The sequence below is a fragment of the Streptomyces sp. NPDC104371 genome, assembly GCF_055583785.1.
Map to the genome: position 1 here is coordinate 48246 of NZ_JBVJNF010000009.1, position 12719 is coordinate 60964.

The following is a 12719-nucleotide window of genomic DNA, read 5'->3' on the forward strand; positions in this document are numbered from 1 at the left end:
GCCGTGCCCTACTTCTTGTCGAGCAGGTCCTGCACCTTGCCGCGCACCTCGTCCGTGGCCAGGCCGCGGATCGTCAGCGTCGTACGGCGGCGCAGCACGTCGTCCGCCGTCTCGGCCCACTCGTGGTCCCGGGCGTAGACGACCTGCGCCCAGATCTCCGGGGCGTCCGGGTGGACCCGCCGGCCCAGCTCGGGGTTCTCGTTGGCCAGCCGCGCGATGTCGAAGGCCAGCGAACCGTAGTGGGTGGCCAGGTGCTTGGCCGTGTCGGGCGCCATCCGCGGGCCGGGCGCCGGTCCGTCGACGACGAGCCGGTGCGCGACCGCGCGCGGGTTGGCGATACCGGGCAGCGGCAGCTTGCGCGGCAGCCGGGAGATCGGCTCGAAGTCCTCGCCGAGCGGGTGCCCCGGCAGCGACTCCAGCTTCTTCATGACCGTACGGCCGATGTGCCGGAAGGTGGTCCACTTGCCGCCCGCGACGGACAGCATGCCGCCCTTGCCCTCGGTGACGACCGTCTCGCGCTTGGCCTTGGCGGTGTCGCCGGGACCGCCGGGCAGCACCCGCAGACCGGCGAACGCGTACGTGATCAGATCACGGTCGAGCTGCTGGTCGCGCACGGAGAACGCGGCCTCGTCGAGGATCTGCGTGATGTCCTTCTCGTTGACCGCGACCTCGCCCGGATCGCCCTCGTACTCCTCGTCGGTCGTGCCGAGCAGCAGCATGTCCTCCCAGGGGAGGGCGAAGGTGATGCGGTACTTGTCGATCGGCGTCGCCAGCGCCGCCTTCCACGGCGAGGTGCGCTTGAGGACCAGGTGCGCGCCCTTGGACAGACGTATGGACGGCGCCGCGTTCGGGTCCTCCATCCGGCGCAGGTGGTCGACCCACGGGCCGGTCGCGTTCAGCACCAGCCGCGCGTCGACGCCGAACTCGTCACCGGAGGTCCGGTCCTTCAGCTCCGCACCGGTCACCCGGCCCCGGGTGAACCGCAGCCCGGTGACCTCCGCGTGGTTGAGGACGACCGCACCGGCCTCGACGGCCGCGCGGACCGTCATCAGCGCCATGCGCGCGTCGTTCATCTGGTCGTCGCCGTACACGGCCACGGCCTTCAGGTTCTCGGTACGCAGCTCCGGCACGTCCTGCTGCGCCCTGGCGGGCGAGAGCAGATGACCGACGCCGTCACCGAACGCCGACAGCGCGGAGTAGGCGAAGACGCCCGCGCCGAGCTTCGCCGCGCCGTGCGGCCCGCCCTTGTACACGGGGAGGTAGAACGTGAGCGGGTTCGCCAGGTGGGGGGCCACCAGACGGGAGACCGCACGGCGCTCGAAGTGGTTCTCCGCCACCAGCTTCACCGCGCCGGTCTGCAGGTAGCGCAGACCGCCGTGGAGCAGCTTGGAGGAGGCGGAGGAGGTGGCGCCGGCGAAGTCGCCGGCGTCCACCAGCGCCACCCGCAGGCCCGACTGGGCGGCATGCCAGGCCGTGGAGATGCCCAGAATTCCGCCGCCGATCACGAGGAGGTCGTAGGTCGCCTTGGACAACTGCTCCCGGGTCTCGGCACGACTCGGGTGGGAGCCGCGGGCCGGGTGCGTCCCAAGAGCCGGGACACTCTGCAGGGTGGTCATCGCTGATTACTCCTCGTGCTCGATCCAGCCCATGGTCCGCTCGACGGCCTTGAGCCAGTTCTTGTACTCACGGTCGCGGGTCTCCGCGTCCATGTGGGGGGTCCACTCGGCGGCCCGGCGCCAGTTGGCGCGCAGGTCGTCGGTGTTGGTCCAGAAGCCGACGGCCAGACCGGCGGCGTAGGCGGCGCCGAGACAGGTGGTCTCGGCGACCATCGGGCGCACCACGGGCGCGTCCAGGACGTCCGACAGGGTCTGCATCAGCAGGTTGTTGGAGGTCATACCGCCGTCGACCTTGAGCGTGGCCAGCTCGACGCCGGAGTCCTTGGTCATGGCGTCGGCGATCTCGCGGGTCTGCCAGGCGGTGGCCTCCAGCACGGCGCGCGCGAGGTGCGCCTTGGTCACGTACCGGGTCAGACCGGCGATCACACCGCGGGCGTCGGAGCGCCAGTACGGGGCGAACAGGCCGGAGAAGGCCGGTACGAAGTAGGCGCCGCCGTTGTCCTCGACGGACAGGGCGAGCGTCTCGATCTCGGCGGCGGTCTTGATCAGGCCCATCTGGTCGCGCATCCACTGCACCAGGGAGCCGGTGACCGCGATCGAGCCCTCCAGGGCGTAGACCGGCTTCTGGCCGCCGATCTGGTAGCCGACGGTGGTCAGCAGGCCCGAGTAGGAGTTGATGATCTTGTCGCCGGTGTTCATCACCATGAACGTGCCGGTGCCGTAGGTGGACTTGGTCTCGCCCTCGGAGAAGCAGGTCTGGCCGAACAGGGCCGCCTGCTGGTCGCCGAGCGCGGAGGCGACCGGGATGCCGCCGAGCAGGTCGCCGAGGCGCCCGCCGGAGATCTCGCCGTAGACCTCGGCGGAGGAGCGGATCTGCGGCAGCATCGACTGCGGGACGCCGATGGACTCGCAGATCCGCTCGTCCCACTCCAGGCTGTGCAGGTTCATCAGCAGGGTGCGGGAGGCGTTGGTCACGTCGGTGACGTGGTGGCCGCCGTCGACACCGCCGGTCAGGTTCCAGATGACCCAGGTGTCCATCGTGCCGAAGAGGATGTCGCCCGCCTCGGCGCGCTCGCGCAGCCCCTCGACGTTGTCGAGCAGCCAGCGGGCCTTCGGACCGGCGAAGTACGAGGCCAGCGGCAGGCCGGTCTCGCGGCGGAAGCGGTCCTGGCCCACGTTGCGGCCCAGGTCCTTGCAGAGCGCGTCGGTGCGGGTGTCCTGCCAGACGATGGCGTTGTGGACGGGCTCACCGGTGTGCCTGTCCCACAGCACGGTGGTCTCGCGCTGGTTGGTGATGCCGATGGCCTTGATGTCGTCCCGGGTGATGCCGGCCTTCTCGATGGCTCCGGCGACGACCTCCTGGACGTTGGTCCAGATCTCGGTCGCGTCGTGCTCGACCCAGCCCGGCTTCGGGAAGATCTGCTCGTGCTCCTTCTGGTCGACGGAGACGATACGGCCGTCCCGGTCGAAGACGATGCAGCGCGAGGACGTCGTGCCCTGGTCGATGGCGGCGATGAACGGCCCGTGGCCGTGGGAAGCGATGCCGGCGGAGTGTGCGTCGGTCACGGTGTGCTCCTGGGAATTCGGGGAGAGGGGCGGTCTGTACGGCGCGGTGCGGTCGGGCGATGCCTTGTGCGAACTCACCGTGGCTCAGGCGAAGGCGATGTTGTAGATGCCTGCGCCGATCGCGCCGCCGAGCAGCGGACCGACGACGGGGATCCAGGCGTAACCCCAGTCGGAACCGCCCTTGTTGGGCAGCGGAAGCAGGGCGTGCACGATACGCGGGCCGAGGTCACGGGCCGGGTTGATGGCGTACCCGGTCGGACCGCCCAGGGACAGACCGATCGAGACGACCACGAACGCGGTGATCAGGGCGCCCAGGGTGCCGAGGCCGTTGCCGTTGTCGTTGAGGCCCTGCGTGAGGACCGCGAGGATCAGCACGATCGTGCCGATGACCTCCGTGGCGAGGTTCTGCACGATGTTGCGGATCTCGGGGCCCGTCGAGAAGATGCCGAGCACGGGACCGGCCGCGGCCTCCTGCGCCTCGGTGGCCTTGACGGTGTCCTGCGCGCCCGGACCGCCGACGATCTCGCGGTCGGTGAGGTGGGCGTGGAACTGGCCGTAGTAGGTGACCCAGACCAGCGTCGCGCCGATCATGGCGCCGAGCAGTTGGCCGCCCCAGTACACCGGGACGTTCTTCCAGTCGCCGTCCTTGATGGCGAGCGCGAGTGTCACCGCCGGGTTGAGATGGGCGCCGGAGAGCGGCGCGGAGGTGTAGACCGCCGTCATGACGGCGAAGCCCCAACCGAACGCGATGGCGAGCCAACCGGCGTTGCGGGCCTTGGAGGCCTTCAGCGTGACCGCGGCACAGACGCCGCCGCCGAGCAGGATGAGTATGGCGGTACCGATGGTCTCGCCGATGAAGATGTCGGAGCTGGACACCCGCGACTCCTTTGTCCTTCGTCCAGGGGAAGGCGGACCCCCGAATTCCTTCGGAGGGCCCGCGCCCTCGGGATGAGAGCGATGCCGGCCCGTGGCGTTGTCACACTCTAACGTGTATTGCCGGTAGGTGTTCGACAATGCCGACCGTCGGACGGAGTCTGGCTTTCGTTTCACCAGGTCGTCAAGAGTTCTGTTATCGAATACACGATCGTTACTGATCGCCCCGGAGCCCTCAGAAGCCCCTGACCGGCCCATCTGCCGCCCCACGCGGGCGTGCAGAAGGGCCGGTACGTCACCGCCGTACCGGCCACCTTGTTCGCTCTGGCCGTCCCCGGCCGGCCCCTCGTCGTACGGGGCTCAGAACCGTCCCGCGCCCAGATCCCGTGACACCGCGCGGGCGCAGTCGCGGACCGCCGCGATCAGTTCGGGGCGCAGCTCGCCCTCGTGGCACACCCGCTCCACCGCGCCGGTGATCCCCACCGCGCCCACCGGCATCCGCCGCCGGTCGTGGATGGGCGCGGCCAGCGAGGCCACGCCGGTCCAGGTCTCCTCGACATCGGCCCCGTAGCCCCGCGCGCGGGTGAGATCGAGCACGCCCTCGAAGCCGTCCCGGTCGCACACCGTCAGATCGGTGAACGCCTTCCGTTCGGACTCCAGCGCCTCGCTGTGCGCGACCGGGTCGTACGCCGAGAGCACCTTGCCCAGAGCCGTGGAGTGCAGCGGCTGCATGGCGCCGATCTCCAGGACCTGTCTGCTGTCGTCGGGCCGGAAGACGTGGTGCACGATGAGCACGCCCTGCTGGTGCAGCACCCCCACATAGACGCTCTCGCCGCTGGAGCGGGCCAGATCGTCCGTCCACACCAGGGCGCGCGCCCGCAGTTCGTGCACATCGAGGTACGTCGTCCCCAGGCGCAGCAGCTCGGCGCCCAGTTGATAGCGGCCCGAGGCCGCGTCCTGCTCGACGAACCCCTCCTGCTGGAGCGTGCGGAGGATGCCGTGGGCCGTGCCCTTGGCGAGGCCCAGCGACGAGGCGATGTCCGACAGGCCGAGCCGCCGCTCGCCGCCCGCGAGCAGCCGCAGCATCGCGGCCGCCCGTTCGAGCGACTGGATGTTCCGTGCCATCGCCGTCCTGCCCTCCGTCCCGTTCGGCCGTCAGCCGACGGTCACCTGAACCATCGTTCGGCAATGTCGAACACTACCTGGCGTAGCCGACCTCTTGCTAATGGATGGTCGTCATCCGTACAGCCGGGATCTTCACACGCGCCCCACAGGTCACGCCCGTCCACCCCCTGGACACACCCGACCCCCCACTGACCACTCCGGGCTACCCTGTGCGGGTGCGCCTTCCCCGGAAGACGCAAAGCCGACAGCCGTCGCACCCCAGGGAGCACCTTCCATGGCCTCGTTGCCGAACCCGTCCCCTTCGTCCGCCTGCGCCGACAGCCGGACCCGAACCGACGCCCTCCGGGAAGCCCTCGCCACCCGTGTCGTGGTGGCCGACGGCGCCATGGGCACGATGCTCCAGGCCGAGGAACCGACGCTCGAGGACTTCCAGGACCTCGAAGGCTGCAACGAGATCCTCAACGTCACCCGCCCCGACATCGTCCGCTCCGTCCACGCCGCCTACTACTCCGTGGGCGTCGACTGCGTCGAGACGAACACCTTCGGCGCGAACCACGCGGCCATGGCCGAGTACGAGATCGCCGACCGCGTCCACGAACTGTCCGAGGCGGGCGCCCGCCTCGCCCGCGAGGTCGCCGACGAGTTCGCCGCCCGCGACGGCCGCCAGCGCTGGGTGCTCGGCTCGATGGGCCCGGGAACGAAGCTGCCCACCCTCGGCCACATCCCGTACACCACGCTCCGCGACGGCTTCCAGGCCAACGCCGAGGGCCTGCTCGCGGGCGGCGCCGACGCGCTGATCGTCGAGACCACCCAGGACCTCCTCCAGACCAAGGCGTCGATCCTGGGCGCCCGGCGCGCCATGGAAGCCACCGGCGTCGAGGTGCCCCTGCTGTGCTCGATGGCCTTCGAGACCACGGGCACCATGCTCCTCGGCTCCGAGATCGGCGCCGCGCTCACCGCGCTGGAACCGCTCGGCATCGACATGATCGGCCTGAACTGCTCGACCGGCCCCGCCGAGATGAGCGAACACCTGCGCTACCTCACGCGCCACTCCCGTATCCCGCTGCTGTGCATGCCCAACGCGGGCCTGCCCGTCCTCACCAAGGACGGCGCGCACTTCCCGCTCGGCCCCGAGGGACTGGCCGACGCCCAGGAGAACTTCGTCCACTCCTACGGCCTCTCCCTCGTCGGCGGCTGCTGCGGCACCACCCCCGAGCATCTGCGCCAGGTCGTCGAGCGCGTCCGCACCCTCACCCCGCCGCCGCGCCGGCCGCAGCCCGAGCCCGGTGCCGCCTCGCTCTACCAGAGCGTGCCCTTCCGCCAGGACACCGCCTACCTCGCCATCGGCGAGCGCACCAACGCCAACGGCTCGAAGAAGTTCCGCGAGGCCATGCTGGACGGCCGCTGGGACGACTGCGTGGAGCTGGCCCGCGAGCAGATCCGCGAAGGCGCGCACATGCTCGACCTGTGCGTCGACTACGTGGGCCGCGACGGCGTCGCCGACATGGAGGAACTCGCCGGCCGCTTCGCCACCGCCTCCACCCTGCCGATCGTCCTGGACTCCACCGAGATCGACGTCCTGCGCGCCGGACTGGAGAAGCTCGGCGGTCGCGCCGTCATCAACTCCGTCAACTACGAGGACGGAGACGGCCCCGAGTCCCGCTTCGCGCAGGTCACCCGGCTCGCCGGGGAACACGGCGCCGCACTCATCGCGCTCACCATCGACGAGGAGGGCCAGGCCCGCACCCCCGAGAAGAAGGTCGAGATCGCCGAACGGCTGATCTGCGACCTGACCGGGAACTGGGGCATCCGCGAGGAGGACATCCTCATCGACTGCCTGACCTTCACCATCTGCACCGGGCAGGAGGAGTCCCGACGGGACGGCATCGCCACCATCGAGGCGATCCGCGAACTGAAGAAGCGCCGCCCGGCCGTGCAGACCACGCTCGGCCTGTCGAACATCTCCTTCGGCCTCAACCCCGCCGCCCGTATCCTGCTCAACTCCGTCTTCCTCGACGAATGCGTCAAGGCCGGACTCGACTCCGCCATCGTCCACGCCTCGAAGATCCTGCCCATCGCCCGCTTCGACGAGGAACAGGTCACCACCGCCCTCGACCTGATCCACGACCGCCGCCGCGAGGGCTACGACCCCCTCCAGAAGCTCATGGCGCTGTTCGAGGGCGCCACCACCAAGTCCCTCAAGGCGGGCAAGGCCGAGGAACTGGCCGCGCTGCCCCTGGACGAACGCCTCAAGCGCCGCATCATCGACGGCGACAAGAACGGCCTCGAACAGGACCTCGGCGACGCGCTCCAGGAGCGCCCGGCCCTCGACATCGTCAACGAGACGCTGCTGGACGGCATGAAGGTCGTCGGTGAACTGTTCGGCTCCGGCCAGATGCAACTGCCGTTCGTGCTCCAGTCCGCCGAGGTCATGAAGACCGCGGTCGCCTACCTCGAACCGCACATGGAGAAGTCCGACGACTCCGGCAAGGGCACCATCGTCCTGGCCACCGTGCGCGGCGACGTCCACGACATCGGCAAGAACCTCGTCGACATCATCCTGTCCAACAACGGCTACAACGTCGTCAACCTCGGCATCAAGCAGCCCGTCTCCGCGATCCTGGAAGCCGCCGAGGAACACCGGGCCGATGTCATCGGCATGTCCGGACTCCTCGTCAAATCCACCGTGATCATGAAGGAGAACCTGGAGGAGCTCAACCAGCGCGGCCTGTCGGCCACATACCCCGTCATCCTCGGCGGCGCCGCGCTCACCCGCGCCTATGTCGAACAGGACCTCCACGAGCTGTACGAGGGCGAAGTCCGCTACGCCCGCGACGCGTTCGAGGGTCTGCGGCTGATGGACGCCCTCATCGGGGTCAAGCGGGGCGTGCCCGGCGCCAAGCTGCCCGAGCTGAGAGAGCGCCGGGTCAGGGCGGCCACGCCCGTGATCGAGGAACGGCCCGAGGAAGGCCACGTCCGCTCCGACGTCGCCACCGACAACCCCGTGCCCACACCGCCCTTCTGGGGCACTCGCATCAGCAAGGGCATCCCGCTCGGGGACTACGCGAGCTGGCTGGACGAAGGCGCCCTGTTCAAGGGCCAGTGGGGCCTCAAGCAGGCCCGCACCGGCGACGGCCCCACCTACGAGGAACTCGTCGAGACCGAGGGCCGGCCCCGGTTGCGCGGCCTGCTGGAGCGCCTCCAGACCGACAACCTCCTCGAAGCCGCCGTCGTCCACGGCTACTTCCCCTGCGTCTCCAAGGACGACGACCTGATCGTCCTCGACGAACAGGGCAACGAACGCACCCGGTTCACCTTCCCGCGCCAGCGCCGCGGTCGCCGCCTGTGCCTCGCCGACTTCTTCCGCCCCGAGGAGTCCGGCGAGACGGACGTCGTCGGCTTCCAGGTCGTCACCGTCGGCTCCAGGATCGGCGAGGAGACCGCCCGGCTCTTCGCGGCGAACTCCTACCGCGACTACCTCGAACTGCACGGCCTGTCCGTCCAGTTGGCCGAGGCGCTCGCCGAGTACTGGCACGCGCGCGTCCGCGCCGAACTGGGCTTCGCCGGTGAGGACCCGGCCGCCGTCGAGGACATGTTCGCCCTCAAGTACCGCGGCGCCCGCTTCTCCCTCGGCTACGGCGCCTGCCCCGACCTCGAGGACCGCGCGAAGATCGCCCGGCTTCTGGAACCGGAGCGGATCGGCGTCCACCTCTCCGAGGAGTTCCAGCTCCACCCCGAGCAGTCCACCGACGCCATCGTGATCCACCACCCGGAGGCCAAGTACTTCAACGCCCGCTGACCCCGCCCGCCGGGCACCGCCCCGCGCCCGGCACCGGGCCGGGCCCGACGTCGGCGGGAAGCCCCTCCCGTAACCCTCGCGGGTGCTTCGCCTCGCTATCAGGAGGCATCGCGTCCACGACGGTCGTAGACTGATCGGTCCACCGCAGGCCGGTTCCCTGTCCGGGAACCGGCCTGGTCGTCCCTTCAAGGAGGTAGGCCCGGATGACCACCACGGTCCCCGCCCTCAGCACCCGCAGCGGCAAGGGCTCAGCCCTGCAGGCCGTGCTCCTCGACATGGACGGCACCCTCGTGGACACCGAGGGATTCTGGTGGGACGTCGAGACCGAGGTCTTCGCGGGCCTCGGCCACACCCTCGACCCGTCCTGGCGCGACGTCGTCGTCGGCGGCCCCATGCAGCGCAGCGCGGGCTTCCTCATCGAAGCCACCGGCGCCGACATCACCCTCGCCGAACTCAGCGTGCTGCTCAACGACGGCTTCGAGGACCGCATCGGCCACAGCCTGCCCCTGATGCCCGGCGCCGCCCGGCTGCTGGCCGAACTGGCCGTCCACGAGATCCCCACGGCCCTGGTCTCCGCCTCCCACCGGCGCATCATCGACCGCGTCCTGACCTCCATCGGCCCCCAGTACTTCGCGCTGACCGTCGCGGGCGACGAAGTGGAGCGCACCAAGCCGTTCCCCGACCCGTATCTGCTGGCCGCCTCGGGACTCGGCGCGGAACCGGGCCGCTGCGCCGTCATCGAGGACACCACCACCGGCGTCGCCGCCGCCGAGGCCGCGGGCTGCCGCGTCCTCGCCGTGCCCTCCGTCGCCCCCATCGCCCCCGCCACCGGCCGCACGGTCGTCACCTCGCTCGAACAGGTCGACCTGCCGTTCCTCCGCGGCATGATGACGGAGCTGCGCTAGTCGTTCACCCAGCGTGCACCGCGCATGGTGTGCACGCTGAGTGGGCAGACATCCGAGGACTGTCCCGGCCGAGGGGTCGATACCGGCCTGACGGCTGAATTCCGCTACCCCCTCACCGAGTTGACCGAGTGACGTTGATCACGTAGAGGAGTGTCGACAGCCACCCCGGCGTGTGGTGTACCCACTCAATTCGGACAACCCCGCTGCACCCTTGTGTCCCGATTGGTGAGAGGCTGCACGAATCCTTCCCTGACCGGTTGTTCGGTGCGTCCGCGGCCGGTTCCGCAGCGTGATGGGCGCTCAACTCCGCTGTATGTGAGCCCCTGTGCAGGTGCGGACTAATCTCGTCGCGAAGAACGTCACCACACCCCCGTGATCCGCCGCACCACCCATGCCTGCCGGGTTCACGGACGCGACAGCTCTGGAGAAACGCGAGCATGAACCGTAAGACTTTGGTGCTGCCGGCCGTCCTCGGTCTGCTCGCCCCCGTCCTCGCTGCCTGCGGCGGGTCCGACAGCGGGGGCCAGAGCGGAGACGCCATCGTCGTCGGCACCACCGACCGGTTCATCGCCACCAGCGAGGCCCCCGCGCCCCTCGACCCGGCGTACGCGTACGACGTCGGCCCCTGGAACGTCCTCCGCCAGGTCGTGCAGACGCTGATGTCCCAGCCCCGCGGCGGCGGTGACCCGGAACCCGACGCCGCCGAGAGCTGCGGCTTCACCGACAGCGGCAACGAGCGCTACGCCTGCAAGCTCCGCAAGGGCCTCAAGTTCGCCAACGGCGACGCGGTGACCGCGGCCGATGTGAAGTTCTCCATCGACCGCGCCCGTTCCATCAACGCCGACAGCGGTGTCGCCGGTCTGCTCTCCACGGTCGACACCGTCGAGACGCAAGGTGACAACGAAGTCATCTTCCATCTGAAGACCGCGGACGCCACCTTCCCGTTCAAGCTGTCGACGCCGGTCGCCGGCATCCTCAGTTCCAAGGACTACGAGAAGAACAAGCTGCGCGACGGCTTCCAGATCGACGGCTCCGGCCCGTACACGATGAAGGCCGACGTCAAGGGCGACGAGGTCGACCGCATCACGTTCAGCAAGAACCCCAACTACAAGGGTCTGCTCACCCTGAAGAACGACCAGGCGGTACTGGAGCCCTTCAAGGACCCCGACGCCATGAGCACCGCCCTCGACAAGGGCGACATCGACGTCGCGTCCCGCGGCATGACGCCGGATCAGGTCAACAAGCTCCAGGACAACCCCAACGGCAAGGTCAACCTGGTCGAGGTGCCGGGCCTCGTCACGCGCTACCTGGGCTTCAAGACCACCGCGCCGGTCGTGAAGAGCAAGGCCGTCCGCCAGGCCATGGCGCAGGTCATCGACCGCGACGAGCTGGTCTCCAAGGTGTACGGCTCCCAGGCCCAGAGCCTGTACTCGCTCGTCCCCGCCACCGTCACCGGCCACTCCAACTCGTTCTTCAACAAGTACGGGACCCCGAGCGTCGACAAGGCCCGCAACCTGCTGGCCAAGGAGGGCATCACCACCCCGGTGAAGCTCACGCTGAACTACACCACCGACCACTACGGCGAGACCACCGCCGCGGAGTTCAAGGTCCTCGAGAAGCAGCTCAACGACAGCGGGCTGTTCGACGTCGACATCAAGGGCACCTCCTGGGACAAGTACCGTCCGGCCGAACTGAAGGGCCAGTACGAGGTCTTCGGCATGGGCTGGTTCCCGGACTTCCCGGACGCCGACACCTTCATCGCGCCGGTCCTCGACAAGAAGAACTTCCTCAACTCGACGTACGTCAACAACGAGATCCGCAACACCCTGATCCCCCAGTCCCGGCGCGAGGCCGACCGGCTCGCCGCGTCGAAGAGCATCACCCAGATCCAGGACATCGTCGCCGAGGACGTCCCGGTCATCCCGCTGTGGCAGGGCAAGCAGTACGTCGCCATCCAGGACGACATCATGGGCGGCGAGTACGCGATGAGCACCTCGTCCACGCTGCAGCTCTGGGAGCTCAGCCGCGGCGTGAGCGGCTGACAGCCCCGTACAGGCTGACACCCCCGTACAACCGAAGGCCCCCGGAGCCACCGGACGCACCGCGTCCAGGCGGCCCCGGGGGCCTTCGCCGCTTCCGGCCAGGTCTCCAGGGGGCGCTCGCTACTGCGCGCCCGGACGCACCAACCCGCTCTCGTACGCGTACACCGCCGCCTGCACCCGGTCCCGCAACCCCAGCTTCGTCAGCACATGACCCACATGCGTCTTCACCGTGGTCTCGCTGACGAACAGATCAGCCGCGATCTCCGCGTTGGACAACCCGCGCGCCACCAGCTTCAACACCTCGACCTCACGATCGGTCAACGTGTGCAGCGTGTCCGGGACCGGCTCCTCCCCGGACGGCAGATGCACCGCGAACTTGTCCAGCAGCCGACGCGTGATACTCGGCGCCAACAACGCCTCACCCGCCGCGACCACCCGGATCGCCTGCACCAACTCATGGGCCGGAGCGTCCTTGAGAAGGAACCCGCTGGCACCCGCGCGCAACGCCTCCACCACATACTCGTCCAGATCGAAGGTCGTCAGCACCAGCACCTTCGCCGGACCGTCCCGCCCAGGGCCGGTGATCTGCCGAGTCGCCTCCACCCCGTCCATGCGAGGCATACGAATGTCCATCAGCACCACATCCGGCTGAAGAACACGCACCTGATCGAGGGCCTGGAGGCCGTCCCCGGCCTCGCCGACGACCGCGATGTCCTGCTCGGCCTCCAGAATCATCCGGAAGCCCGTCCGCAGCAGGGGCTGGTCATCGACCAGTAGGACACGGATGGCCACG

Annotated in this window: 8 protein-coding genes; 3 read left to right on the forward strand and 5 right to left on the reverse strand. The window is 69.3% G+C overall.

The genetic code is table 11. The features are described from left to right. Positions 1-8 precede the first annotated feature (8 nt). The 4 genes from ACZ60T_RS25390 to ACZ60T_RS25405 form a co-directional block, all read right to left on the reverse strand. Positions 9-1616, reverse strand: a complete 1608-nt coding sequence (locus ACZ60T_RS25390) for a glycerol-3-phosphate dehydrogenase/oxidase (protein WP_365632992.1) — start codon at positions 1614-1616, stop codon at positions 9-11. 6 nt (positions 1617-1622) lie between these two features. Beyond that, positions 1623-3182: a glycerol kinase GlpK gene (gene glpK / locus ACZ60T_RS25395; RefSeq protein ID WP_365632989.1), complete on the reverse strand. Its 1560-nt coding sequence runs from the start codon at positions 3180-3182 to the stop codon at positions 1623-1625. An 84-nt stretch (positions 3183-3266) separates the two neighbouring features. Next, positions 3267-4058 (reverse strand): MIP/aquaporin family protein, encoded by a 792-nt coding sequence (locus ACZ60T_RS25400; protein WP_365632986.1) that lies wholly within the window; start codon positions 4056-4058, stop codon positions 3267-3269. A 357-nt stretch (positions 4059-4415) separates the two neighbouring features. After that, positions 4416-5180: an IclR family transcriptional regulator gene (locus ACZ60T_RS25405; RefSeq protein ID WP_365632983.1), complete on the reverse strand. Its 765-nt coding sequence runs from the start codon at positions 5178-5180 to the stop codon at positions 4416-4418. A 274-nt stretch (positions 5181-5454) separates the two neighbouring features. Here ACZ60T_RS25405 and metH point away from each other — a divergent pair, with 274 nt between their 5' ends. The 3 genes from metH to ACZ60T_RS25420 all read left to right on the forward strand — a co-directional run bounded on the left by metH (position 5455) and on the right by ACZ60T_RS25420 (position 11926). Further along, on the forward strand, positions 5455-8979 hold the full coding sequence (gene metH, locus ACZ60T_RS25410) for a methionine synthase (RefSeq protein WP_469668007.1): 3525 nt from the start codon (positions 5455-5457) through the stop codon (positions 8977-8979). Positions 8980-9182: 203 nt separating this feature from the next. Beyond that, a complete protein-coding gene (locus ACZ60T_RS25415) occupies positions 9183-9884 on the forward strand; it encodes an HAD family hydrolase (protein ID WP_365632977.1) in 702 nt (233 codons plus the stop codon). A gap of 437 nt (positions 9885-10321) precedes the next feature. After that, a complete protein-coding gene (locus ACZ60T_RS25420; RefSeq protein ID WP_365632974.1) occupies positions 10322-11926 on the forward strand; it encodes an ABC transporter substrate-binding protein in 1605 nt (534 codons plus the stop codon). A 120-nt stretch (positions 11927-12046) separates the two neighbouring features. Here the strand turns inward: ACZ60T_RS25420 and ACZ60T_RS25425 are convergent, their stop codons facing one another. Beyond that, positions 12047-12718 (reverse strand): response regulator transcription factor, encoded by a 672-nt coding sequence (locus tag ACZ60T_RS25425; protein ID WP_365634581.1) that lies wholly within the window; start codon positions 12716-12718, stop codon positions 12047-12049. Between the last annotated feature and the right edge of the window lies 1 nt (position 12719).